Source organism: uncultured Shimia sp., assembly GCF_947493595.1.
In the GTDB taxonomy this organism is placed as follows: domain Bacteria; phylum Pseudomonadota; class Alphaproteobacteria; order Rhodobacterales; family Rhodobacteraceae; genus Shimia.
On sequence record NZ_CANLRL010000001.1, the window covers coordinates 1064656 to 1090341 of the forward strand.

Annotated in this window: 18 protein-coding genes and 1 tRNA gene; 6 read left to right on the plus strand and 13 right to left on the minus strand. The window is 56.2% G+C overall.

Translation table 11 applies throughout. From position 1 onward, the window contains the following. Nucleotides 1-3 precede the first annotated feature (3 nt). From Q0955_RS05325 to recA, 6 genes are all read right to left on the minus strand, one after another. A complete protein-coding gene (locus Q0955_RS05325; RefSeq protein WP_299420831.1) occupies nt 4-786 on the minus strand; it encodes a class II glutamine amidotransferase in 783 nt (260 codons plus the stop codon). 252 nt (nt 787-1038) lie between these two features. After that, entirely contained in the window at nt 1039-1668 is a 630-nt protein-coding gene (locus tag Q0955_RS05330; protein ID WP_299420834.1) for a hypothetical protein, read from the minus strand. Next, entirely contained in the window at nt 1661-1948 is a 288-nt protein-coding gene (locus Q0955_RS05335) for a DUF1330 domain-containing protein (RefSeq protein WP_299420837.1), read from the minus strand. The genes Q0955_RS05330 and Q0955_RS05335 overlap by 8 nt, the downstream gene beginning before the upstream one ends. A gap of 78 nt (nt 1949-2026) precedes the next feature. Then, nucleotides 2027-4699, minus strand: a complete 2673-nt coding sequence (gene alaS / locus Q0955_RS05340; protein WP_299420839.1) for an alanine--tRNA ligase — start codon at nt 4697-4699, stop codon at nt 2027-2029. 131 nt (nt 4700-4830) lie between these two features. After that, on the minus strand, nt 4831-5376 hold the full coding sequence (locus Q0955_RS05345) for a hypothetical protein (RefSeq protein ID WP_299420842.1): 546 nt from the start codon (nt 5374-5376) through the stop codon (nt 4831-4833). Further along, nucleotides 5373-6446 carry a recombinase RecA gene (recA, locus tag Q0955_RS05350; protein ID WP_299420845.1) on the minus strand — a complete coding sequence of 358 codons (1074 nt, stop codon included), beginning with the start codon at nt 6444-6446 and terminating at the stop codon, nt 5373-5375. Before recA ends, Q0955_RS05345 begins: the two co-directional genes overlap by 4 nt. Nucleotides 6447-6641: 195 nt before the next feature. On the opposite strand from recA, the gene Q0955_RS05355 reads away from it, so the two are divergent. After that, complete coding sequence (locus tag Q0955_RS05355) at nt 6642-7241, plus strand: sulfotransferase family 2 domain-containing protein (protein WP_299420847.1); 600 nt, start codon at nt 6642-6644, stop codon at nt 7239-7241. Here the strand turns inward: Q0955_RS05355 and Q0955_RS05360 are convergent. Both Q0955_RS05360 and Q0955_RS05365 read right to left on the minus strand, forming a co-directional pair. Beyond that, nucleotides 7238-9547, minus strand: coding sequence for an ATP-binding protein (locus tag Q0955_RS05360; protein WP_299420850.1), 2310 nt, complete (start codon nt 9545-9547; stop codon nt 7238-7240). The genes Q0955_RS05355 and Q0955_RS05360 overlap by 4 nt on opposite strands. Before the next feature lie 90 nt (nt 9548-9637). Next, entirely contained in the window at nt 9638-10786 is a 1149-nt protein-coding gene (locus Q0955_RS05365) for an RsmB/NOP family class I SAM-dependent RNA methyltransferase (RefSeq protein ID WP_299420853.1), read from the minus strand. Nucleotides 10787-11065: 279 nt separating this feature from the next. On the opposite strand from Q0955_RS05365, the gene Q0955_RS05370 reads away from it, so the two are divergent. Further along, a complete protein-coding gene (locus Q0955_RS05370) occupies nt 11066-12973 on the plus strand; it encodes a methyl-accepting chemotaxis protein (RefSeq protein WP_299420855.1) in 1908 nt (635 codons plus the stop codon). An 87-nt stretch (nt 12974-13060) separates the two neighbouring features. On the opposite strand, the gene guaB is transcribed toward Q0955_RS05370, so the two are convergent. Further along, nucleotides 13061-14509, minus strand: a complete 1449-nt coding sequence (gene guaB, locus Q0955_RS05375; RefSeq protein ID WP_299420858.1) for an IMP dehydrogenase — start codon at nt 14507-14509, stop codon at nt 13061-13063. A 273-nt stretch (nt 14510-14782) separates the two neighbouring features. Here guaB and Q0955_RS05380 point away from each other — a divergent pair, with 273 nt between their 5' ends. Together Q0955_RS05380 and Q0955_RS05385 are read left to right on the plus strand one after the other, a co-directional pair. Next, complete coding sequence (locus Q0955_RS05380; protein ID WP_299420861.1) at nt 14783-16822, plus strand: ASKHA domain-containing protein; 2040 nt, start codon at nt 14783-14785, stop codon at nt 16820-16822. 50 nt (nt 16823-16872) lie between these two features. Next, nucleotides 16873-16946 (plus strand) — tRNA-Gly (locus tag Q0955_RS05385). 87 nt (nt 16947-17033) lie between these two features. Here the strand turns inward: Q0955_RS05385 and pgi are convergent. From pgi to zwf, 3 genes are read right to left on the minus strand one after another with little or no spacing between them, the layout of a single operon-like run. Continuing rightward, a complete protein-coding gene (gene pgi / locus Q0955_RS05390; protein WP_299420863.1) occupies nt 17034-18635 on the minus strand; it encodes a glucose-6-phosphate isomerase in 1602 nt (533 codons plus the stop codon). A 6-nt stretch (nt 18636-18641) separates the two neighbouring features. Further along, nucleotides 18642-19313 carry a 6-phosphogluconolactonase gene (gene pgl, locus Q0955_RS05395; protein ID WP_299420866.1) on the minus strand — a complete coding sequence of 224 codons (672 nt, stop codon included), beginning with the start codon at nt 19311-19313 and terminating at the stop codon, nt 18642-18644. Then, a complete protein-coding gene (gene zwf / locus Q0955_RS05400) occupies nt 19310-20764 on the minus strand; it encodes a glucose-6-phosphate dehydrogenase (protein ID WP_299420869.1) in 1455 nt (484 codons plus the stop codon). The genes pgl and zwf overlap by 4 nt, the downstream gene beginning before the upstream one ends. A gap of 182 nt (nt 20765-20946) precedes the next feature. Here zwf and Q0955_RS05405 point away from each other — a divergent pair, with 182 nt between their 5' ends. Further along, nucleotides 20947-21888, plus strand: a complete 942-nt coding sequence (locus Q0955_RS05405; protein ID WP_299420872.1) for a radical SAM protein — start codon at nt 20947-20949, stop codon at nt 21886-21888. Nucleotides 21889-21895: 7 nt separating this feature from the next. Here Q0955_RS05405 and Q0955_RS05410 read toward each other — a convergent pair whose 3' ends face one another. Then, nucleotides 21896-22630, minus strand: coding sequence for a hypothetical protein (locus tag Q0955_RS05410; RefSeq protein ID WP_299420875.1), 735 nt, complete (start codon nt 22628-22630; stop codon nt 21896-21898). A 256-nt stretch (nt 22631-22886) separates the two neighbouring features. On the opposite strand from Q0955_RS05410, the gene gyrA reads away from it, so the two are divergent. Next, nucleotides 22887-25622, plus strand: coding sequence for a DNA gyrase subunit A (gene gyrA, locus Q0955_RS05415; protein ID WP_299420878.1), 2736 nt, complete (start codon nt 22887-22889; stop codon nt 25620-25622). The last annotated feature ends 64 nt before the right edge of the window (nt 25623-25686 follow it).

The window sequence follows — 25686 nt, forward strand, 5'->3', positions numbered from 1 at the left end:
AGGTCAACTGAGGGGCCGGAACGGCTCAATCTCGTAACTTCCGTCTTTATGGAACCGGCAGAACGATCCGGCAGGGATTTCTTCCCAGCCCTCTTCCGCTTCCACCAACGGCTCACTCACCACCGCACGGCCACTGCGACTGTCACTGGCGCGATGATACACCGTGGGCGCCCGGTCATCTGACGCATAGCGAACCGCATAAAGCGTCTCGCCATCGCTGAACGCTGCGGCCAGTCTCATATACGGTGTTGTGCCCCGTTCCCGGCTCATGCGCTCAAGAATGCCAACTGCAATCTGAAGCGATTCCTTAGGATGTTCATCCATGCCTTCCATAAGACCCAACAAAAACAAGACTTCGCTGTCCGTCGCGCCCTTACGCTCAGGATACAACTCGTCTGGGATCAACATGTCCGCGCGCCGCCGAAAGGTCTCAAACCCACCAACTTGGCCGTTGTGCATGAAAGACCAGCGCCCCACCGCAAACGGATGGCAATTGTTGCGACTGGTGGCCGTTCCGGTTGAGGCCCGCACATGCGCCAAAAACAAACCGGATTCCACCTGCGCCGTAATGGATTTCAGGTTTGGATCCGACCAAGCTGGCAAAATGTCTCGATACAGTCCCGGCTCCGGCCGGTTGCCATACCACGCCAACCCAACGCCATCCCCGTTGGTCTGCGTCTTACATTCAGTCGCTTGCATGCTTTGCTGGATCAACGAGTGATCTGGCCGTGTTACAACATCCTCAAGGAAACATGGTTCCCCAACATAAGCGGCCCAACGACACATATGAGTTTTCTCCTGGCTCCCATATCCTGACCAAAAGAAACAGGATACGTGTTTAAGTGCACATATATGCGATGCAATCCGAGGATAAAAGCGTGATTTTCCTACCCGAATTGGAATTTTTACCCAATCACCCGAAACCTCGAAGGACATCCTCCCTTTCACGTCATGTGGCAAGGTCCGTACAACTAAAAAGAGCGACCTAATTCACCTATCCGACCAGGCAGGCCCTGTCCCAGCGGTTTTTTTGTCAGGTTAGCCCAAAAGAAGACTGCAAGTCCGGGCCCTGACCGAAATGACGGCAATCCCGGTGTTGGTTTCAGGCAAAATCTGGATGGCCTTAATATCAGCTCCCGACTCTGTTACATCAAAACCAACGCGCGACATGCCAACAAAACGTTCGTATTCTCGCTCTCCAAGAATGCTGCCGTCTTTGTCGATCAACTGGAAAGTGACAGAAATCCCTTTTTGTGTTTCCCGCAAAGGCTCCTCTGCCCAGAATTCCACGCCGACTTGACACGCTGGCTCCCTGAGCCACACCGAAAGAGGATGTGGCGTTAAATCGTGGTCTCTCCAATCTGTGGAGGGAAGCCGTGCTGTTAATCCTGGTCTTGTTGAAACTGTAGCGTTAATCGCCAGCAAACCACCGGGCTTTCTTATGACGGCAAGGTCTCCGTCAACGCGCACCAACTCCGTACCAATGGCAATCCCAGCACCAAAAGCGGGCGCATCATAGATTTGCCCCCTGAGCCAAATTCCATCTACCGGTAAATTTTGCGTTGTTGGCCCCGCAATCTTATCTATCGGAATGTCCTGGACCACATCAGCTAGGGCTACAGACGATGTCCATAGCCCAAAGAATGACGCCCAAATGAGCTTATTCACTGGTCTCCACCACCATCAATTCACGCTCACTTGCTCCGCGTGCGTGGTTCAGCGCCTCCTGATATTCAGAACTGTGATAACAAGCCACCGCTGTGTCCACATCCGGGAAGCGCGCCACTACGTTGCGTGGCCGCTCCTTGCCTTCCAGCTGCACAAATTTCCCCCCACGTGCGATAAACTCGCCGCCGTGTTTGGCAATCGCGGGGCCAGCCAGCTCAGCGTATTTTCCGTAAGCGTCCGCGTCAGTCACGGTCACATGTGCAATCCAAAGTGCGCCCATTTGGCTCTCCAATCCATTTGTCCTGCCCGCCACTCTACGTGAATTGCCGGACAGGCCAAGAAGATTTTGACCAAATGGTCAGCCCGCGATCACCGCTTCAGCTGCGGCAAACGCCTCGTCTGCCTTGGATGCATCTTTGGCACCACCTTGAGCCATGTCAGGCCGGCCTCCGCCACCCTTGCCGCCCATTGGGCCAACCGCCGCGCGGACCAGGTCCACGGCGCTCAGCTCGCCTTTCAGATCATCGGTCACACCGGCTGCCACAGCAACCTTACCGCCGGTATCCGCCACCAACAGAACCGCACCACTTTCCAAGCGGGCTTTGTGCTCATCGATCAATGGCGGCAGGTCTTTGCCAGACACACCAGAGAGCACCTGCGCAAAGAACTTCACACCGTTGATCTCTTTCGCCTCTGGACCAGCCCCCTGCCCGGCTCCGCCAGACATCGCCAACTCACGCCGCAACGTCGCCACTTCATTCTGCAGTGCTTTACGCTCATCCAAAAGCGCTTTTACACGGTCCAGAATGTCTGCAGGCTGCGCCTTCAATGTCCCGGCCACTTCGGCAACACGTTTGGCTTCGCGTGCGAGGTGTTCAAATGCCACCTCACCAGTCAACGCTTCGATCCGTCGCACACCAGCCGAGGATGCGCTGTCTGACAACAGCACAAACACACCGATGTCACCGGTCTGCTTAACATGCGTACCACCGCAGAGTTCAATGGAATAAGTGTCGCCGTTGTGACCCTTGCCGGTATTGGCACGCCCCATGGAAACAACGCGCACTTCGTCGCCGTATTTCTCACCAAACAACGCCTGTGCACCAATCTCACGCGCATCATCCGGCGTCATCACGCGGGTTTCCACCGGTGTGTTCTGACGGATGTACGCATTCACATCCAAACCAACCTGAGTGAGCTCCTCAGGGCTCAGCGCTTTGTTGTGGCTGAAATCAAACCGCAGGCGATCATCTGCATTGAGCGAGCCGCGCTGTGCTACGTGATCCCCTAACGCCTCGCGCAGGGCTTCATGCAGCAAGTGTGTTGCAGAGTGGTTGGCACGGATCGAAGTACGGCGTCCATGGTCAACAATCATCGCAACCGGATCACCTTTGGAAATTTTGCCACGCGCCATTTTTGCCAAATGTGCCACCAGCTTACCGTCGGCAAACTTCTGCACCTCGGTCACATGCGCCAGCTCATCGCGGCTTTCCAATCGTTCAACCAAACCATGGTCCGCAACTTGACCACCGCTCTCAGCGTAGAAAGGCGTTTGGTTCATCACTAGCCAGCCTTCTTCACCTTCCGCCAAGGTGTCGACAAGCACGCCATCTTTCATGATCGCTTGCACCTGACCTTCAGCAGTCTCGGTGTCATAACCAAGGAATTCCGACGCGCCACCTTCGTCCGCGACATCAAACCAAACAGCGTTTTCTGCTGTATCTCCAGACCCTTTGTGGGCAGCGCGCGCCTTGGCTTTCTGTTCTGCCATGGCTGCGTCAAACCCATCGGTGTCCACCTCACGGCCTTTTTCACGCAGTGCATCCTGTGTCAGATCCAGCGGGAACCCATAGGTGTCATACAGTTTGAAAGCCGCGGCGCCATCCAGCGGTGCGCCCTCTGCCAAACCATCGAGCTCATCGTCCAACAACTTCAGACCTCGGTCCAAAGTCTGCTTAAACTTGGTCTCTTCCTGCTTCAGCGTTTCTTCGATCAACGCCTGTGCCTGTCCCAGCTCAGGGTACGCTTGCCCCATTTGCTGCACCAGAGACGGCACCAATTGATGCATAACAGGATCCTTAGCCCCCAACAGATGCGCGTGGCGCATGGCACGGCGCATGATCCGACGCAATACATATCCACGCCCATCATTGGATGGCATCACGCCATCGGCCATCAGGAACGACGTGGAGCGCAAGTGATCAGCAATCACCCGGTGATGCACATTCTGGTCCCCATAGGGATCGGTCGAGGTCACATGAGCCGAGGATTCAATCAGCGCCTTGAACAGATCGGTGTCGTAGTTGTCATGGCTGCCCTGCAACAAAGCGCCAATGCGCTCCAACCCCATGCCGGTGTCGATCGACTGCATGTCCAATGCTTTCATCGAGCCGTCTTCAAACTGCTCATTCTGCATGAAAACAACGTTCCAAATCTCAATGAAACGGTCGCCATCTTCTTCAGGCGAGCCGGGAGGGCCACCCCAAATGTGTTCGCCGTGATCGTAGAAAATCTCGGTGCACGGACCACAGGGACCGGTTGGCCCCATCTGCCAGAAGTTATCTGACGTCGCGATGCGGATGATCCGATCTTCCGGAACACCAATTTTCTTCCAGATATCATAGGCTTCATCGTCGGTGTGGTAGACCGTCACATAAAGCCGCTTAGGATCTATCCCAAACTCTTTGGTAATCAAGTTCCACGCAAACGGAATGGCCTCTTCTTTGAAGTAGTTACCAAAGGAGAAGTTGCCGAGCATTTCAAAGAACGTATGGTGGCGCGCCGTATAGCCCACGTTGTCCAAGTCATTGTGCTTACCGCCAGCACGCACACATTTTTGCGACGTGGTTGCACGCTGATAGTCGCGTTTCTCAACGCCGGTGAATAGGTTTTTGAACTGCACCATGCCGGAGTTCACAAACATCAGAGTTGGATCATTGCGGGGAACCAGCGGGCTGGACTCCACAATCTCATGGCCTTGTTTGGCAAAGTAATTCAGAAAAGTCGACCGGATGTCGTTTAGGCTGGCCATGGGCAGATCTCTTAACGTGGGTTTCGGTATCGAAGCGGGTGTATAACCCCCACGCCCGCCTGTCCACATGACAATAGGCTTAACCTAGTGTGTCAAAGGCAAAATGCCTCCTCTTACCAACCCTCAAAAGGTCAAGCCTTGTGCAAGACATCACCCGAGCCGATCAACCCATCCCGTTCCACACTGCACAAAATCCCGCGCAACCTTTGCGCTCGATGTTCTGGGGCACGTATCCAATCATACGCATCGGACCCATAGCGCGCCTTCCACTTCACACAGGCATCGTTGAAAACATCGGAAACACGCAACATTGCAGAGCCAACCGCCACCAACTGACCGCTTGGTAAGTTCGCTTCCGAGGTATCAATGTCGGCTGCAAAAGTGTCTCCGGGGTGCAAAACCTCCGCATCTGTCGACCACACCAGGTCCAACACACGCTTTGGAATGATACACACTTGAATGCCCGGATGGGGGGCACCGTCTTCAGTGCGCAACCAGGGCTGTGTCTTCCACCGTTCCCCCGGAATGCCATGTGCTTTGGTCAGCGGGATCTCATCCACAAATCGCCGCTCATTTCGTCCAGGCCGTAAACACAAATGCGAAATGGCCGCCCCGTCTTTGGGAGCGGCCATGACATGCGGCAAAGCCCGCATCAATTCTTCAGAAGACGGGGTCAATCTTCCAACAGCTCTTCATCACCCGGTGGCATGTCAAAGTCCAAACCATGGGCAGCCCGGATTTTATCTTCGATCTCCAGCGCCATTCGATTGTTCTCTTTCAAGAACGTCGTGGCATTTGCACGCCCTTGACCAATCCGCTCATCGCCGTAGCTGAACCAACTGCCGGATTTCTCAACAACTCCAGCCTTCACGCCCAAATCAAGCAATTCGCCCATCTTCGAGATGCCTTCGCCATACATGATGTCAAACTCAACTTGCTTGAAAGGCGGCGCAACTTTGTTTTTCACAACTTTTACACGGGTCGCGTTGCCCACAATTTCGTCGCGATCCTTCACCGCACCAATGCGGCGAATGTCCAGGCGCACGGAGCTGTAGAATTTCAGCGCATTACCACCGGTTGTGGTTTCTGGTGAGCCAAACATCACGCCAATCTTCATCCGGATCTGGTTGATAAAAATCACCATGCAGTTGGAGCGCGCAATCGAGCCGGTCAGCTTACGCATCGCTTGACTCATCAGGCGGGCCTGCACGCCCACGTTGCTGTCGCCCATGTCGCCTTCGAGTTCGGATTTTGGCGTCAACGCCGCAACCGAATCGACCACAACCATGTTCACCGCCCCGGAGCGCACCAGCGTGTCGGTGATTTCCAACGCCTGTTCGCCAGTGTCCGGCTGTGAGATCAGCAACTCGTCAAGGTTCACACCAAGTTTCTTGGCATACTGCGGGTCGAGCGCGTGTTCCGCATCGACGAAGGCACACACGCCACCCTTTTTCTGTTCTTCTGCGATGCAATGCAGAGTCAGCGTGGTTTTACCCGAGCTCTCCGGGCCGTAGATTTCAATGATCCGCCCTTTGGGCAGGCCACCAATCCCCAGCGCGATGTCCAAACTCAATGAGCCGGTCGAGGTCGCTTCGATTTCCTGCGCAGGATTGTCTGCGCCCAGTTTCATAATAGAGCCCTTGCCAAACTGACGCTCAATCTGCGCCAGCGCGCTGTCCAGCGCCTTTTGTTTGTCGGGGGATGAGGATTTCTTGGAGGTCATTGTCAAAAGATCTGCCGTTGCCATTTGCTTGGTTCCTTATTCCACACCCGCACGCGGGCGGCAATCACTGCCTGTGTTCACCTCTTGTTCCTGATTCTTATGAGATCAAAAGGAGAACAAATCAAGAGAAAAGAATAGGAACATTTTCCGTCCCCTTTGGTTAAGAACTGGTTTACAAGGTGAGGGAAACTTGTCACTAAATCACTCAAGGCCGCGCAAATGATTGTTTTCTGGAAACAAAAACTTGTGTTCCTGTCTGTTCCCAAGACCGGCACAACAGCCATTGAAGAGGCTTTGGCACCCTCAGCAGACATGGTGATTTCCAATCCACCGGAACTCAAACACGCGCCGGTGTATCGCTACAACCGCTTTTTCCGGCCGATGTTTGAACGTGCTTGCAAAACCGATGACCTTGAGTTGCTGGCCGTCATGCGTGAACCTGTGAGCTGGCTTGCCAGTTGGTATCGTTACCGCCGCCGAGACTTCATGCGCGGCCATTCAAACTCCACCCATGATGTAAGCTTTGAAGAGTTTGTGCAGGAGTATATGAAGGGTGACAAGAAAGCGGCTTACGCCAATGTCGGCAGCCAGGCGAAATTTCTTGAACCACGTCCCAATGGGGTCAAGGTCGACCACCTATTCCGCTACGAGGATCAGCCGCGCTTACTGTCCTTTCTTGAAGACCGCCTTGCGCAAAAAATCCACCTGGAACGTCGAAACAGTTCTCCCGAAATTCCGTTGGACCTACCAGAAGCAACCATGCAGAAGCTGCGCAAAAAATGCGCGGCAGAGTTCGAGCTTTACGAAAGCCTGACCTAGGCGCTGGAAATCCTGGCATGGACAGCTTCGGTTAGGTCGCTGAGTGAAAAAGGCTTGGGAAGAAAGCTGGAGTTTTCAATTCGCGCCTGATCATCGGAGAAACTGTCCTCGGCATAGCCGGATACAAAAATGACCGGCACGTTAGGATAATTTTCACGGGCCAGACGCACCCAGCTTGGCCCGTCCATCCCTGGCATAATCACATCGCTGACAAATACGTCTATTTGGGGATGATCCGCATCCAACACGTCAAGCGCCTCTTCTCCTGAAGCCGCCTCAAGCACAGTGAACCCGCGCATCTTTAGCGCCCGGGTCGCAAAAGACCGCACGGGCGCCTCATCTTCCACCAGCAGCACAACGCCGCTATGCTGCACTTCCGGTAAGTCCGGACGCTTTCCAAGCTCCGGCGCCGCAACTTGTTCGGCAGCAGCACCATGTGCTGGGAACATCAGCGTAAAAGTGGTGCCGACCCCTTCGCTACTGTCCACAAAGATGTAGCCGCCTGTTTGTTTCACGATACCGTAGGCAGTACTCAAACCAAGACCAGTGCCTTCGCCAGTTTTCTTGGTGGTGAAAAACGGCTCAAAGACCTTTTGCAGCTTGTCTTGCGCGATGCCGATGCCTTGATCCGCTACGGTCACGGACACATAGTTGCCAACTGGAACAATCACGCGATCCCGCTCCAGCGGTGCATCCAGCTCAACACTTTCAGTGGTCACACGAATTTCACCACCGTCAGGCATGGCATCCCGCGCATTCACCACCAGGTTCATAAGCACCTGTTCCAATTGCCGTTTATCGGCGCGGATGGCCGGCAACACCGGATCATTGTTCAACGTCAATGCAACACGTTCTCCCACCAACCGGTTCAAAAGGTGGGTCAAATCCGCCAAAGTATTGCGCAGGTCCAGCACCTCGGGACGCAGGTTTTGCTTACGGGAAAACGCCAGCAACTGCCCAACCAACGCGGCGGCCCGGTTGGCGTTTTGGTTGATCTGAATGAGGTCCGCATAATCCGCATCACCTTGATCATGACGCAGTAGCAACAGGTCGCAATGCCCTGAAATCGCAGTCAAAAGGTTGTTGAAATCATGCGCCACGCCACCTGCCAATTGGCCAATTGCCTGCATCTTTTGGCTTTGCACGAACTGGGCTTCCAACGACTTGAGTTCGGTTGCATCGCTCAAAACCGCAATCAAGGAGGTCTCGCCACCTTCCACCACACGGTTCAAACTGACCTGCACAATCACTTCCTTGTCGTCGCGCTTTAAACGCAAAAACTCGGATTGATTGACCGCCTTACCCTGAGCGGCCTCCATCAGCCAGTCCACAATCGACCGCCCCAACCCTTCCATCAAATCACCAATAAAGGACTTGGACGATATCTCCATATTCACCAGCGAACGGGCTGCACGGTTAGCCAGAAGCACATCACCCGCAGGGTTAACCTTCAAAAGCGCAACCGGCAGTTCATCAAACTGTACCGCCCCGTCCCGCATCACAGGCACTTCGGTGGGCAGCAGATAGATTTCGCGACGCCCGGCCGTGGCCTCAAATTCGGCCACCAAACACTGCTGTTCCCCGTTTGATGTGTGCACAACTGTAGCACTGCGCAGATCCTGGACATCTGGGCCAAACACGTCCGCGATGGTTTTTTTGCGCTCTCCCAATAAATGTCGCGCTGCCGGATTCATAAACAGGACAGTACCGGAGCGCCCAACGGTTAGCATCGGCAACCGCGGCGCGCCGCCGGAATGTTGTGCGTCCGCGACCGGGCTGGTTCGCTGGATGCTCCACAACAGCACACCAAATTCCAGCGCCTTGACCGTGAGTCGCATCATGGTTTCGCGAAGTGATAGTTCTTCCTCACATCGGCCATCAGAAAGGCAGCTGGCAATCATGTCACGCACTTTTCCTTCGGCGTCCAACATTTGATCCGACAGAGCGTCGACCATTGTGTCGCGCGCGCCCATACCGGTCTCCATCGCAGCCTGATTGGCGTAGATGATTTGACCTTCGGGGTTGGAAACAAATGTCAAATCGGAGGCATCTTCAAACATCCGCCGCAAAAGCGATACAGCCCGCATTTGCGCCGCCTTGCGGCGCAAGGACACCATCAAGCTCACCGCTGCGCCTAAACCAAGAAGACCGCTGGCAAAAACCATCGCAGCCCGCATCGGACCAGCCTGCAAAAGAACAGCCGTCACCACCATGACCAACGCGGCCAAGGCCAGGATTCCGGCATGATGAGGAGTGTCACCCAAATGGCGGGGAGCAGGCCCTTTGGCCTCTGTCGAATTGGACACGTCTGCACCTATTCTTTTACGTCTTCGTTAATATGCATCAAATTATCTTAAACACGCATTAACGAAGACAGAAGAAAAAGCGTAAGTCCGCTATTTTTTTCGCAAAATTGCCCCGAAGAACCCGTCGCCCCCCTCCGAAAGCAGGAACTGCCGGTCCCAGCTGCGCTCCCAGGACGGATTGTTCTGCAAAAACCGGTCGATTTGCTCGGTATTTTCCGCATCCAGAACCGAACACGTGGCATAGACAAGCACGCCGTCCGGCGCCACATACGTCTTCGCTTGCTCCAAAATTTCCGATTGTGTCATTTCCAACTGTGCCAAATCCGCAGGCGTAAACCGCCACTTTGCATCCGGCGCGCGCCGCCAAGTGCCACTTCCAGAACACGGCACATCACACAACACAATGTCATAAGGTGCGCACGCCTGTGGCTCTTCTACAATCTGCACATTCACCCCGGCGCGCTTCGCCCGAGCCGGGAGATCTGCCATCCGCTGCGGCAACGCATCATGCGCAAAATAGTACGCATCCGCACGGCCGGCCATTGCCAGGGTCTTGCCGCCACCCCCTGCGCAATAGTCCAACACTTTCATGCTGTTATCAATCGTAAGTGCCGCAACCAATGCCTGACTGGAGGCATCCTGAAGTTCGACCAGGCCAGTGAGGTAAGCCGCGTTGTTTTTAACGCGCCGTGCGCCTTCGGTCACTTCCAAAGCCGTGTCCACCAAATCCATCGGGCGGACCATAATGCCGTCCTGCGCCAACAGCTTCTGCGCCGCCGCCACTGTGGCTTTTCCAAGGTTGACCCGCAGGATAACTGGCGCTCTGCCTCGGAGCGCGTTGTGAGTTGCCTCAAATGCCGCGCCCAGGCTGGCCCGCATTGGTTCATGCAGCCACTCTGGCAAATCCAACGGCCCCGACCCGGCAGGTGTTATGTCATCCTGATCGGTCAGTGGGGTTGGACCGTATCCATTGCCGCTGAACAAATCATCTAAGTCCGCGCCATCCTGACGCAGGATGCCGATCATCAAGCCGCGTCCATGCAGGCCACCACCAACAAACGCCGCAGACTCCCTGCAACGCAAGGCATCAAACACATGATCGCGCACTGCGGCACGGTCCTTGGAGCCTGCAAATCGGCTGCGACGGGCCCATCCTGTCAGCGCTTTTTCAGCTGGGGCACCGTCTAGGATCTGATCCAGAATTTCAATTGCGGCTTGTACACGCGCTGCTGGCGTCATATGCTTGTCCTATTCCTTACGCGGTAGTGCGTGAACCGTTGACCACATCAAGTTCAACCGTTCCTGCTCTACATCAGGCCTCTCCCATATCGCAAGCAGACAGGTGCTGCCTAAAAAACAGGCACCCATCAACGTAGGCAAGAAATACTCCCATCAACATTCCTTCCTAGATTGCAAAATACGCTATCGCCCTACAAATAAGGCCTCTCATAAGTCTTCATTAAGCCTGGCATCTGTACCTCGAGCGGTAACCAGCCAACAACTTCGAGAGTTGAAGCCATGCCAGCTATTCTAACCAGACTGTCCACACGGATCAGTGCCATTGCCGTTGTGGCCTTGGCTCTTGCCATTGTTCTCACCCTTTTGCTGCAAAACCACATGCGCAATACTGTGGAAACCATGTACAACACCAAACTCCTTGAGCTCACCGAAACCGCAACCAGCTTGCTATCTAAGCTGGACCAAGGTGTACAGGAGGGGAAATACAGCCCTGAAGAGGCCCACGCCTTGGGTCGGGAACAGCTCGAGGCACTGTCTTATGGTGACAATGGCTACATGTTTGCCTTCGACACCGACTACATCATGACCGCGCACCCGCACCGCCCCCAGTGGATCGGCCACAACCAAGCCGGCCTGGAAGATCCCAACGGTGTCAAAATCTTTCAGGAAATGCGAAAGGTTGCCATGGAGAATGGCAGCGGTACTCTGATCTATCACTTCCAGAAACCAGACAGCGATCTGCAAGAAGCCAAAATTGGTTTTGCCATTCACTTTGAGCCTTGGAACTGGATTGTAGGCACGGGCGCTTACCTGTCCGATATCGAGGCAGAGATGGCCAAAATCCGCAACAAGGCTTTGACGATCCTGGGCGGCATTCTTGTTGTTCTGTCACTGGTGGCGTACTTCATCACCCGCAGCGTGACCGGTCCAATGGGCACCCTGCGCGGACGCATGGCCGACCTCGCCGAGGGCGACACAGAGGCGGATATTCCCTTCACGCAAACTCAGAACGAATTGGGCGACATGGCGCGCACTCTGGATGTGTTCCGCGCAGCTCTACTGCGTCAACGTGAACTGGAAGCCAGTCAGAAAGAAGCCGCCGCCGTTCAATCCGAAGTGGTGGAAACGCTGTCTGATCACCTTTCTGACCTTTCCGGTGGCGATCTGACGTCAAACATCACCGCTGTGTTCCCTGAGGAATATGAAAAACTACGCGAGGATTTCAACGCCTCCATCACCAACCTCAGCCGTACGGTGACCGACGTGGTTGAGTCCTCCCAGTCCATTCACAACGGCGCCACCGAAATCAGCCAGGCGTCTGATGATCTGTCCAAACGCACGGAGAGCCAGGCGGCAACCTTGGAAGAAACAGCAGCAGCGCTGGATGACCTGACACGTTCGGTTAAAGCGGCAGCAGACGGCGCACGCGACGTTGAAGGCACCATGCAGACCGCCAAGACTGAAGCTGAAGAAAGTGGCGAAGTGGTGCGCAATGCCGTCTCCGCCATGACCGAGATCGAGCAGAGCTCGACCCACATTTCTCAGATTATCTCGGTGATCGACGACATCGCCTTCCAGACCAATCTGCTTGCGCTGAACGCAGGCGTGGAAGCCGCCCGTGCTGGCGACGCTGGCCGTGGCTTTGCGGTTGTGGCTTCTGAGGTCCGTAAACTGGCGCATAGCTCGTCCGAAGCGGCCAACGAGATTAAGGCACTCATCGACAAATCGTCCGAACAGGTGGATCGCGGTGTGAACCTTGTCGGTCAAACCGGCGATGCGCTGAGCTTGATCGTAGAACGTGTCGTACACATCTCCGGCATGGTTTCCGCCATTGCTGATGGCGCCACTGAGCAATCCCAAAGCTTGGCAGAGATCAATGCTGGCGTGATGCAGCTGGATCAGGTGACACAGAAAAACGCCGCCATGGTCGAAGAATCAACGGCGGCCACACATTTGCTGAAATCGGACGCCGTTGGCCTGGCCAATATGGTTGGCCATTTCAAACTGGGCAATAAAACCAAAGCCAACAAACAACAGGCACCAGCCGAAGTGACCGCGACCGATTGGCAAGAAGATAAGAAAGCTGACACGCAAAAACCAAAGGCAAAACCAGCAGCGCCGCAACCAGCGGCCCCAAGCTTCAGCTCAAACGGCAACGCCGCTGAAGAAACATGGACTGACTTCTAAACCGACCCAAAAGCCAAATAGAAAGGGCTGAACCTGCAAAGGTTCAGCCCTTTCTCATTTTTGAAACCAACCTTGCGCCAAGGGCTATCAGCCAATCCGGTAGTTCGGTGCCTCACGTGTGATCTGCACGTCATGCACGTGACTTTCTTTCAGGCCTGCACCGGTGATTTTCACAAACTTACAGTTCTTGCGCATCTCGGCGACAGTGGCGTTGCCAGTATAGCCCATGGCTGCGCGCAGACCGCCCACCAGCTGATGCACTACGGTTCCCGCTGGACCCTTGTATGGCACCTGCCCCTCAATGCCTTCCGGCACCAGCTTGTCGCTGGCCGCATCCTTCTGGAAATAGCGATCCGCAGATCCTCGTGCCATCGCACCAAGCGAGCCCATGCCACGGTAGGATTTGAACGAACGGCCTTGGTACAAGATCACTTCGCCTGGGCTTTCATCGGTGCCCGCAATCATCGAACCAACCATGGCGCAGGACGCGCCCGCCGCAATCGCCTTGGCAAAGTCACCAGAGAATTTGATGCCACCGTCTGCAATCACCGGCACGTCACCGGCTGCAGTGGCGCAGTCATCAATTGCGGTCAACTGTGGCACGCCCACGCCTGCCACCATGCGTGTGGTACAGATCGAACCGGGTCCGATACCCACCTTCACCGCATCTGCACCCGCATCAATCAGCGCTTTAGTGGCGTCGCCGGTGGCTACGTTGCCCGCGATCACCTGCACTGCGCTGGACAGGTTTTTCACGCGTTTCACAGCGTCGATCACCCCTTGGGAGTGCCCGTGCGCTGTGTCGATCACCACAATGTCCACACCGGCATCAATCAGCATCTCGGAACGGGCAAACCCGCTGTCGCCAACAGAGGAGGCAGCCGCGACACGCAGTCGACCCAGATCATCTTTACAGGCTGTGGGGTTCAGAACCGCTTGCTCGGTGTCTTTCAACGTCAACAAGCCGGTCAACTTGCCAGTGCCATCATGTACCAACAGCTTCTCAATGCGCCGCGCCCGCATCAGGCTCTTGGCCTCTTCCAAATCCGCAGGCTCTTGCAACATGGCCAGATCATTTGTGGTCATCATGGCATGCACTGGCGTGTCATCAGACTGGGCAAACCGCATGTCACGGTTGGTCACAATGCCAACCACGCGTCCCTGCTCATCCACCACCGGGAAACCCGTGAACCGATAGCGTTCGATCAGCGCCTTGGCATCCGCCAGCGTTTGGTTTGGCGTCAATGTCACTGGGTTATAAACGATGCCACTTTCAAACCGCTTCACCCGACGCACTTCCCGTGCCTGTTGGTCCGCGTCGAGGTTCTTGTGGATCACCCCCATGCCGCCAGCCTGCGCCATGGCAATCGCCATGCGGCTTTCGGTGACCGTGTCCATCGCCGAACTCAGCAGCGGAATGTTGAGATCGATGGATTTTGTGACCTTCGTGCGCGTGTCTGCCGTAGACGGCAAAACAACCGACGCAGCCGGAACCAGTAGAACATCATCGAAGGTGAGTGCCTCACGAATCTCCATCGCAAATCTCCTTTTGCGGGGCTTCATTTGGCACGTCCCTATCGCATGGCCTTGATCTGTCGAAAACCCCTAATCGCCGCCATTTGCTGCTTCTAACACCTTCCCGAGCCAAATACTTTGGTCACATCTGCCCTACGCCCATTTTCTGACCCAACGGTCAACTTTTAGCCACCTCGGTGACGCCCATAGACCACCCCATGCCGCTCCTTGCCTTTTTCGGCAAATTTCGGCAGCTATGCTGCCAGCCAAGCGAACAGACTTAAGGCCTTCTCGATGAGCAGCGACCCATTAGTGATCTTCACCCCTTCCGGCAAACGCGGCCACTTTCCTGTCGGCACGCCGGTTTTGACTGCTGCCCGCCAGTTGGGTGTTGATCTGGACAGTGTGTGCGGCGGCCGTGGCGTCTGCTCCAAATGCCAGATCACCCCGTCTTATGGCGAGTTTCCCAAACACGGCGTGACCGTTTCTGAAGATGCATTGTCCGACTGGAACGCGGTAGAGCAACGCTACGACGACAAACGCGGCCTGACCAAAGGCCGCCGCCTTGGTTGTCAGGCCACCGTGCAAGGAGACATTGTGATCGACGTGCCACCAGAGAGCCAGGTGCACAAACAGGTGGTGCGCAAACGGGCCGAGGTGCGCGACATCACGCTGAACCCCACCGTGCATCTCACCTACGTCGAAGTCGAAGAACCCGACATGCACAAGCCGTCCGGCGACCTTGAGCGCCTACTGACTGCGCTAAAGGCCGCAACTGGCCATGCAGAAATCTCGGTAGACACCCACCTTCTACGTCCGCTGCAACCAATCCTGCGCAAAGGAAATTGGACTGTCACCGCCGCTATTCATCAAGACCACACCGGCGCCCTGCCCCGTCTGATCGCCCTCTGGCCAGGCTATTTTGAGGACCCAGTCTACGGCCTCGCCGTCGATCTCGGCTCCACCACCATCGCGGGCCACCTCTGTGATCTGACCAGCGGCGAAGTGGTTGCTTCTTCCGGCCTGATGAACCCGCAAATCCGATTTGGCGAAGACCTGATGAGCCGCGTCAGCTACGCGATGATGAACAAAGGCGGCGATCTGGAAATGACCGAAGCGGTACGCAACGGTCTCAACCAACTGGTCACGGACATTGCCAAAGACGCCGACATCGCGCCGACGCAAATCCTCGACGCAGTGTTTGTGATGAACCCGGTGATGCACCACTTGTTCCTTGGCATAGACCCGTTTGAGCTGGGTCAGGCTCCTTTTGCCATTGCCACCTCAGACGCGCTCTCCCTGCCCGCCTCTGAACTCGGCCTCACCATAGCCCCCGGCACCCGCGCCTATCTTCTGCCCTGCATCGCCGGTCACGTGGGCGCAGACGCCGCGGGGGTGGCACTCTCCGAAGCTCCCGACAAATCCGAAGACCTCGCGCTGGTGGTCGACGTGGGCACCAACGCCGAAATCCTGCTGGGCGACAAAAATGGCGTGCTCGCCTGCTCTTCCCCTACCGGCCCCGCCTTTGAAGGCGCACAGATCAGCGCAGGCCAACGCGCCGCCCCCGGTGCCATTGAGCGAGTGGAAATCGATCCCGCCACCAAAGAGCCGCGCTTCCGCGTGATCGGCTGTGAGCTGTGGTCGGATGACGACGATTTCTCTACGGCCATCGCTGCAACCGGCATCACCGGCATCTGCGGCTCCGGCATCATCGAAGTCATTGCAGAGATGCGCCTCGCGGGCATCGTCGATGCCTCTGGCCTGATTGGATCTGCTGAACAAACCGGTACATCCCGCTGCTTTGCGGACGGGCGTACCAACTCCTACACGCTGTGGGAAGGTGACGCCGACCAAAAACCCATCACCGTCACCAATGCCGACATCCGCGCCATCCAGATGGCCAAAGCCGCGCTCTACTCCGGCGCGCGTCTGCTGATGGACAAACGTGGCGTGGATCAAGTCGACCGTGTCGTGCTCGCAGGCGCCTTTGGCGCGCATATCTCTGCCAAACATGCCATGGTTTTGGGTATGATCCCCGACTGCCCGCTCGACAAAGTCACCTCTGCTGGCAACGCCGCAGGCACTGGCGCCCGCATCGCGCTTTTGAACAAAGACGCCCGCAGCGAAATCGAAACCCTCGTGCGCAAGATTGAGAAAATCGAAACCGCCGTGGAACCGCGCTTCCAGGAGCATTTTGTGAATGCTTCTGCTCTACCCAATTCTGCCGACCCGTTCCCGATCCTGCGTGGCGTGGTTGATTTGCCTGAAGTAAGCTTCAACACAGGTGGTGGAGATGCCGCAAGTGGTGGTCGCCGACGCCGGCGCCGAAGCTAAGCAAATCCCGCTTGACCCTCCCGCAGCGCTGTCCTACCAACAGGCGTGCTGCGGGTATGGTGAAAAGGTATCACACGAGCTTCCCAAGCTCTTGTTACGGGTTCGATTCCCGTTACCCGCTCCATAAAATCAATTACTTAACCGCGACACCTAACGCAAAACGCCGCGTTCCATTGAAACGCGGCGCTGTCAGCATTTCTGTCAAATGCACCTAATCGCGCATGCTCAGAATATGATCCAGCAAAGCCACGGTGGACGCGCTTGACCCGTCCGGTGCTCCTTTGCCTTCCATCGCAGGCACCAGACCATTGGCCAGCTCTTTGCCAAGCTCCACACCCCATTGGTCGTAAGAGTTGATGCCGTAGATCACCCCTTCGACAAACACACGATGCTCATACATCGCTACAATCTGGCCCAGAACATACGGCGTTAGGCGCGGATAAACCAAGGTGGTCGACGGACGATTGCCTTCAAACACACGGTGTTTGGCCAACTGATCCAGTTTAGCGCCGGATACTCCCTTTTCTTCTAGCTGCGCCCGTGCTTCCGCCTCTGTCCGGCCCTTTAGCAAGGCTTCCGACTGCGCCAGACAATTGGCCACCAAAGCCCGATGATGTTCGCCCAAGGCTGGCTCATGCCCCTCAGCCCCCACCATGAACTCACACGGGACAACTTGCTGCCCTTGGTGGATCAACTGATAAAATGCGTGCTGCCCATTGGTGCCAGGCTCGCCCCACACCACCGGCCCCGCCACACGATCCAAACGCGCGCCATCCAACGCCACGCCTTTGCCGTTGCTCTCCATTTCAAGCTGCTGCAAATACGCAGGCAACCGCGCCAGCCGTTGCTCATAAGGCAGCACGGCGCGCGTGGCATGACCACAGACCTGTTGGTTCCAAATCCCCACCAATGCCAAAAGCACCGGCAAGTTTTCCTCAAACGGCGCATCACAGAAGTGATGGTCCATCGCCTGAGCCCCTTCAAGGAAGCTCTCAAACGCCTTTGGCCCAATGGCCAACATCAGCGAAAAGCCAATGGGTCCCCAGACCGAGTAGCGTCCACCAACCCAATCCTCAAAACCAAACACCCGCTCCGCCGGAATACCAAACAACGCACAGCGATCCACGGCCGAAGAAATCGCTACAAACCGCTCCAGCGCATCTGGGCCACCGGCCCAATCCATCACCGTGCGCGCATTCATCAAGGTTTCTTGCGTGGTAAAAGTCTTGGAGGCGACAATCACCAACGTGCTTTCCGGATCAAGTCCCGCAAGCGTATCGGTCGCGTCCGCGCCATCGACGTTGGAGATAAAGTGGCACTTTGGCCCATCCCCATAGGGTTCTAGCGCCATGACCGCCATCAGTGGTCCAAGGTCAGAGCCACCAATACCGATATTCACCACATCCGTAATACGCTTGCCGTTGCCCGGGAAACTTCCGTCACGTATGGCGCTGGCCAGCTTAGCCATCCGCACACGTGTTTCTCGCACCTCTGGCAGCACATCCTGCCCATCTACGAACAGAGGATCATCTCCGAGATTGCGCAAAGCGGTGTGCAATACCGCGCGATCTTCGGTGACGTTGATCCTCTCACCCGCAAACATCGCGGTCCGTTTGGCCGCCACACCCGCAGCCTCCGCCAGACGGATGAGAGCCGCCTTGGCCGCGCCGTCAATCGAGGTCTTGCTGTAGTCAAACAATAGCCCGTCCGTCTTCAGGCAAAACGCCTGCGCCCGGCCTTCATCTGCGTCAAACAGCGCCGAAATCTGACGCGATGCCGCGCTCGCGCGCAGCCCGTCCAATTCAGTCCACATACCCAATCACTCCGTCCAATGCACTTCTGCGCCGCTGGAAATAGATTTGATCGGCGCTTCTTCTTTTGACAGTTTCTGCGCGGCCTGCAAAGCGTCACGTTTGTCCGCACCTTTGATCAGAATATGCTTGCGCACCGCCGCATCCAACACCCGCGCAGACAGCGTGATCCGCACATCCGGCAAATCCTCGCGTCGGATGGGCACCAACACCGGCGCATCAGAAGCCAAGGCAGCGTTCAGCCCGTCCGCACCAGGGAACAGCGACGCCGTATGCATATCCGCGCCCATACCCAACAAAGCCACATCCACCGGCAGCGCGCCTAAAATCGTGGTTTCCAATTCGGCCAGCACCTTTTCGGGTGCATCCGCGGGCGCATAGAGCGGCAAGTACCGCGCCGCCATGGCCCGATTGGTCAACAAACGTGATTTCACAAGCGCCGAATTGGACCGCTCGTGATCCTCCGGCACCCAGCGCTCGTCCGTCAGGATCACATCCACGCGGTCCCAATCCAAATCCACCGCGCTCAACGCATCAAAAATCGGCCCCGGTGTGGTCCCGCCAGGCACAGCCAAAACCACGCGGTCCTTATTGTGCAGCGCCTCCGCCAGATCATCCGCCAGCACGCTGGCGACATCCATCGCCATCATCTCCGCATCGGGGTAGGTGTTGAAGTTCATTTGCCCAATCCTCTCCAATTTCGCCCGTCCCGGCGCATCATCAAAGCCGCATCATCCGGCCCAAAGGAAAACGCATCATAAGGCTTTGGCACATCGCCCCGCGCTTCCCAGCCGCGAATGATCGGGTCGGTCCAGGCCCAGGCCGCCTCCACCTCATCATCGCGCATAAACAGTGTTTGGTTGCCACGGATCACATCCATGATCAGCCGCTCATAAGCATCCGCCGCACTTTGCCCTTTTGGCCCCAAAGCTTCGGCGAAGCTCATGTCCAAAGGCACATCCACAAGCCGCATCCCTCCTGGACCCGGCTCCTTGATTGTCACTTTTAATGTAATGCCTTCATTGGGTTGCAACTGAATATTCAACTCATTTCGATGCCGTCCAGCCTCATCCCCAAAAATCGAATGTGGTGTGTCTTTGAACATCACGGTGATTTCACTGTCACGTTCCGACAACCGCTTGCCGGTGCGCAGATAAAACGGCGTCCCTGCCCACCTCCAGTTGTTCACTTGACATTTTAAGGCCACAAAACTCTCGGTTTTGGAGCGCGGATTGTCCACATCTTCACGATAGCTATCCGCCCCATCCGCAGCGGTATACTGTCCACGCACAATATGGTGCGGCGCAACCGTATCCAGCGCCCGGATCACCTTCAGCTTCTCATCGCGCACCGCATCTGGCTCAAACTGAGACGGCGGCTCCATCGCAATCAGACACAGCAACTGCATCAAATGGTTCTGCACCATATCGCGCATCGCACCGGAGCGCTCATAATACTCGCCACGACCAGCCACACCCACGCTCTCCGCAACGGTGATCTGAATGTGGTCGATGTATTGCGCGTTCCACAGCGGCTCAAACAGCATATTACCAAAGCGCACCGCCATCAGGTTCTGCACGGTCTCTTTGCCAAGATAGTGGTCAATCCGGTAAATCTGGCTCTCGTCAAAATACTGCGCCAACTCCTGGTTCAGCTTCTGCGCCGTCTCAAGATCATGGCCAAACGGCTTTTCCACCACAATGCGGGTGTCCGCTTCGGTCAACCCGTGGCGCTTCAACCCCTTGGCCAAATCCGAATAGACTCGAGGCCCAACCGAAAAATAGAAAGCCCGGACGGACCCTTCGTTGAGCAAAGCGGCCAATTCGGCCCAGCCACCCTCCCCACGGGCATCCACAGCAACATAATGCAAATGATCACAGAACCCTGAAACTGCCGCAGCGTCCTGAGCAGCTTCTCCGGCGAACTCACGCAGCGCCTCAGCAACAGAAACACGGTATTCCGCTTCTGTCAGAGCACTTCGGGCCGCGCCAATCACTTGACTGCCTTCGGGCATCTGCCCGGAGCAATACCGCTTAAACAATGCAGGCAAAATCTTGCGCCGCGCCAAGTCCCCGGTCCCACCAAAGACCACAAGATCAAATGTTTCCACGGGAATGATGCGAGAAACCATGGGGCTTCTTTCCTTCTTGGCTGTCCGGATTTCACCGGAAAATCGTTAGCGCTAACGCCGTCATAACACCGTCACTCTAACACCGCAACCAAACATCACAACTGTGTCAAATACCGTGTCGCCGCTTTACTTGCCATTATGTGTTTGACTAGTACCGACAGACCACAAGACATGGCAGGCACATGAAAGATCACGCAAATATTGGGAAGTTCAACGATCCCTACGTTACCGCCAAAGGCGACACCCGCGCCCATGTGGCCCTCACCGATCCACAAACGCTCTGGTTCAACACCGGTACACTCTGCAACATCGAATGTGAAAACTGCTACATCCTGTCCTCGCCCACCAATGACGCACTGGTTTATCTGACGGCTGACGAAGTCTCCGACTACCTCGACCAGTTGGACGTCCGCGAATGGAAAGTGCGCGAAATTGCATTTACCGGCGGCGAACCCTTTATGAACCCGGAAATGAATGACATGGCCCGCCGCGCGCTTGAGCGCGGCTATGACGTTCTGATCCTCACCAACGCCATGCAACCGATGCAGCGCAAACGCGTCCGCGCGGGCCTCCTGCAACTGGAACAGGATTTCCCGGGAAAACTGACGCTCCGTATTTCCGTAGATCACTGGTCCGCTGAAATGCACGACAAAGAGCGCGGCAAAGGCACGTTTGAGCGCACCCTGGATGGCATGCGCTGGCTGCGCGACAACAACATTCAAATGGCCGTCGCAGGTCGCACAATGTGGGATGAGACCGACACGACATCCCGCGCCGGATACGCTGAGCTGTACGCCAAGGAAAACTTTAAGATCGACGCCGCAAACCCCGGAAAAACCGTGCTTTTTCCGGAAATGGACGAGCAAATTGAGGTGCCGGAAATCACCACAGACTGCTGGGGTATTTTGAACAAATCTCCCAACGAGGTGATGTGCGCCAGCTCTCGCATGGTGGTGAAACACAAAGGCGCCAAATCCCCATCCGTGATCGCCTGCACACTCCTGCCCTACGATCCACAGTTTGACCTCGGCACCACTTTGGAAGAGGCCGAAAAGCCGGTGCAACTGAACCACCCACACTGCGCCAAATTCTGCGTCTTGGGCGGCGCATCCTGCTCGGCGTAACCGCGCCTCAGTTCAATTCTGGAGAGCGCCAATATCTGGTGCCCTCCAAACTGCCATTCACCCGCCAGCGCTCCTTATCGAGGATAAAAACAGACTGGCCCTGCGTGAACCGCACCTCATCTGCGCTTTTGTCATCCCCAACCTGCGCGCCACCGCCCGCGGTTGCGTCATAGCCATTCATCACAAACCGCTGGAAATCTGTCTGTGTTTCGAACAAGATCACAAACTGCGTGGCAAATCCGCCAATGCCCAAACTCGCACCCAGACCTCCGGTGCCCATATTCATATAGGTGCGCGCACCGGTGTCCTTTGCCACCGCCACTCCGCGACCGTAGCCGGTGGTCACTGGAAAGATGGTCACCTTGCGACTGTCAAACGCGGCATAGCCCGCACTTTTTTGGTAAAACGCATCCGCTTGCGGGTTCTGTGCTAGCAGCACTGCCATTATATCGCCGGACATGGCGTCCAATCGCGCTCGCGTTGCCTCTGGTGTTTCCTCATTGGACAGCAATTCATCTGTAGAGGAAATCGCTTCTCCAACACCATTCACGCCTTTCTCAACGGTATTGCCCACCGCAGTGGCGCCCTTTCCAATGGCTTCGCCCGTGGCCTCGACACCCTGACCAATTGCTTCACCAGTATTCTCAGCACCCTTTTTAATCTTGTCCCAAAGCCCCTGCGCTACAGCAGGACCGGCTGACCCCGCGACCAAAGCGCCCACCACAAATGCCTTCAAGTTCACCCGCAATTTTGCCTCCTTGAACACGCTATTTTTCTGATTGAAGTAAACCACAGATCAGCACCACTCGGCAGCGCTTTCCTGCTCATGGGCAAACCTTCGCCACTCAGGCCGCGTTTTCCCATCCAAATCAGCACTTTACCCAATCTTCAACGCGAATTACCCCACATTGCTCACACCACCATTGCACCCTATATGATGCCTCTGATATAAGCGTTTCAACAACATATGGACCGCCAATCAGAAGCGAGACTGGGACTTGAGCGATACGCCGGAAACCCCTGAAAATGAAGAAAAATCCACGCACGAGCGTATGATCCACGACGGTCCTTCTGTGACCATCGAAGAGGAAATGCGCGCCAGCTATCTCGACTACGCCATGAGCGTGATCGTCAGCCGTGCCATCCCGGACCTGCGTGACGGCCTGAAACCGGTGCACCGTCGCATTCTTTATGCGATGCATGAGACCGGCAACAGCCACGAAAAGTCTTACCGCAAATCGGCCCGTCCGGTTGGCGATGTGATGGGTAAATACCACCCGCACGGCGACTCCGCGATCTATGACGCTTTGGTTCGTATGGCGCAGGACTTTTCTATGTCTCTGCCTTTGCTGGACGGTCAGGGTAACTTTGGTTCCATGGACGGCGACAACCCGGCGGCCATGCGTTACACCGAAGTTCGCATGGACAAACCCGCCGCAGCCTTGCTGGCGGATATCGACAAAGAAACCGTTGATTTTCAGGACAACTACGACGGCAAGGACCAGGAACCAACCGTTCTCCCCGCACGTTTTCCTAACATGCTTGTCAACGGTGCGGGCGGTATTGCTGTGGGTATGGCAACCAACATTCCGCCACACAATCTAGGCGAGGTCATCGACGCCACTTTGGCCCTGATCGAAGATCCCGATCTCACCTCTGAACAGCTGATCGACTACGTGCCCGGCCCCGATTTCCCAACCGGTGGCATCATGCTGGGTCGGTCCGGTGCACGCAAAGCCTATCTCGAAGGCCGTGGCAGTGTTGTGATCCGCTCCAAGACCCGTGTCGAAGAGATCCGAAAAGACCGCTATGCCATTGTTATTGATGAGATTCCCTATCAGGTGAACAAGGCCGCGATGATCGAAAAGATCGCCGAAGCCGCACGTGACAAGCGCATCGAAGGCATCGCCCACGTTCAGGATGAATCTGACCGGGACGGCGTGCGCGTTGTGGTGGAACTCAAACGTGACGCCACTGCCGAAGTGGTGTTGAACCAACTGTTCCGCTTCACGCCGATGCAAACCTATTTTGGCTGCAACATGCTGGCCCTGAACGGTGGTCGTCCGGAGCAGCTCACCCTGCGTCGCTTCCTGACCTCCTTCATCGACTTCCGCGAGGAAGTGGTGGCCCGCCGCACGGCCTATTTGCTACGCAAAGCGCGTGAGCGCAGCCACATTTTGTGTGGCTTGGCGGTCGCTGTGACCAACGTGGACGAAGTGGTTGCCACCATCCGCGCCTCTGCAGACGCTGCTGAAGCCCGCGAAAAGCTGATGACCCGCCGCTGGCCTGCCGGCAGCATTGCCGATTACATCAAACTGATCGACGATCCGACCCACACCATGAATGAGGACGGAACCTATAACCTGTCCGAAACACAGGCCCGTGCGATCCTCGAATTGCGCCTGCAGCGCCTGACACAGATTGGTGTGAAAGAGGTCACAGACGAACTTGAAGAACTGGCCCGTAAGATTAAGGAATACCTGGAGATTTTGGGGTCACGTGAACGCATTATGGGCATCATTGGCGACGAGTTGCGTGAAGTGCGTGAGAACTTCGCGGTGGACCGTCGCACCGAGATTGTCGACTGGTCCGGTGACATGGACGACGAAGACCTGATCGAGCGTGAGGACATGGTGGTGACCGTGACGTCCGGTGGCTACATCAAACGCACACCACTGGCCGACTTCCGCGCCCAAAAACGCGGCGGCAAGGGTATCTCGGGTATGCAAACCAAAGAAGAGGATGTGGTCACCACCCTCTTTGTGGCCAACACCCACACGCAGCTCTTGTTCTTCACCACCGATGGCATGGCCTACAAGCTGAAGACCTGGCGCTTGCCGCTGGGTGGTCGCACCGCCAAAGGCAAAGCGATTGTCAACATTCTTCCGATTCCGACAGGCGTGTCGATTGCAGCCATCATGCCCGTGGACCGCCCCGAAGACGAATGGGACGATCTGCAAATCATGTTTGCCACCTCCGCGGGTTCTGTGCGTCGCAACCGCTTGTCAGACTTCACCAATGTGAAGTCCAACGGCAAGATCGCGATGAAGTTTGAGGACGACAACGCTGATACAAAGCTGATCAACGCCCGGATCTGTACTGAAGAAGACGATGTGATGCTGGTGACCAACTCCGGTCGTGCGATCCGCTTCCCCACCACCGAAGTGCGTGTATTCAACTCGCGCTCCTCTGTAGGTGTGCGTGGCATTCGCCTCAACGGCGACGACGAAGTGGTCTCCATGTCAGTGATCCGCCACTTCCGCGCCGAAAGCGAAGAGCGTGCTGCTTATCTCAAAATGCGCCGCGCCGTGGCCGGTTTGTCTGATGACGGTGGCGACGAAGAAGAAGCGCCAGCAGGCGAGCTCAGCCAAGAGCGTTATGCAGAAATGTCTGCTGCCGAGAACCTGATCCTCACCATTACATCCGGTGGCGCAGGCAAGCTCAGCTCCAGCCACGACTACCCCGTCCGTGGCCGTGGCGGCCAAGGTGTGGCAGCGATGGACAAAGCCATGCGTGGCGGCGCCTTGGTGGCCTCCTTCCCGGTGGAATTGGGCGACCAGATCATGTTGGCCACCTCTAAAGGCCAATCGATCCGCGTACCTGTGGATGGCATCTCCTTCCGCTCCCGCTCCGCTGGCGGCGTGAAAGTGTTCAACACTGGTAAGGGCGAAGAGGTGGTCTCTGTGGCCTGGATCGCCGAGCAGGATGAAGATGAGGCCGGCACCGAGGAGTAATCTTCTCTCGCGTTCCTCCAAAAGAGTCGGTCTCGCGCAATTGCGTGGGGCCGCTTCTGTTTGA

Excerpts from the sequence above, each read along its gene's own strand:
- Q0955_RS05370 (WP_299420855.1), top strand. The coding sequence starts at position 11,066 with ATGCCAGCTATTCTAACCAGACTGTCCACACGGATCAGTGCCATTGCC.
- Q0955_RS05335 (WP_299420837.1), bottom strand. The coding sequence starts at position 1,948 with ATGGGCGCACTTTGGATTGCACATGTGACCGTGACTGACGCGGACGCT.
- Q0955_RS05405 (WP_299420872.1), top strand. The coding sequence starts at position 20,947 with ATGAAAGATCACGCAAATATTGGGAAGTTCAACGATCCCTACGTTACC.
- Q0955_RS05365 (WP_299420853.1), bottom strand. The coding sequence starts at position 10,786 with ATGACGCCAGCAGCGCGTGTACAAGCCGCAATTGAAATTCTGGATCAG.
- Q0955_RS05380 (WP_299420861.1), top strand. The coding sequence starts at position 14,783 with ATGAGCAGCGACCCATTAGTGATCTTCACCCCTTCCGGCAAACGCGGC.
- zwf (WP_299420869.1), bottom strand. The coding sequence starts at position 20,764 with ATGGTTTCTCGCATCATTCCCGTGGAAACATTTGATCTTGTGGTCTTT.
- pgl (WP_299420866.1), bottom strand. The coding sequence starts at position 19,313 with ATGAACTTCAACACCTACCCCGATGCGGAGATGATGGCGATGGATGTC.
- Q0955_RS05325 (WP_299420831.1), bottom strand. The coding sequence starts at position 786 with ATGTGTCGTTGGGCCGCTTATGTTGGGGAACCATGTTTCCTTGAGGAT.
- Q0955_RS05355 (WP_299420847.1), top strand. The coding sequence starts at position 6,642 with ATGATTGTTTTCTGGAAACAAAAACTTGTGTTCCTGTCTGTTCCCAAG.
- pgi (WP_299420863.1), bottom strand. The coding sequence starts at position 18,635 with ATGTGGACTGAATTGGACGGGCTGCGCGCGAGCGCGGCATCGCGTCAG.
- recA (WP_299420845.1), bottom strand. The coding sequence starts at position 6,446 with ATGGCAACGGCAGATCTTTTGACAATGACCTCCAAGAAATCCTCATCC.
- guaB (WP_299420858.1), bottom strand. The coding sequence starts at position 14,509 with ATGGAGATTCGTGAGGCACTCACCTTCGATGATGTTCTACTGGTTCCG.
- alaS (WP_299420839.1), bottom strand. The coding sequence starts at position 4,699 with ATGGCCAGCCTAAACGACATCCGGTCGACTTTTCTGAATTACTTTGCC.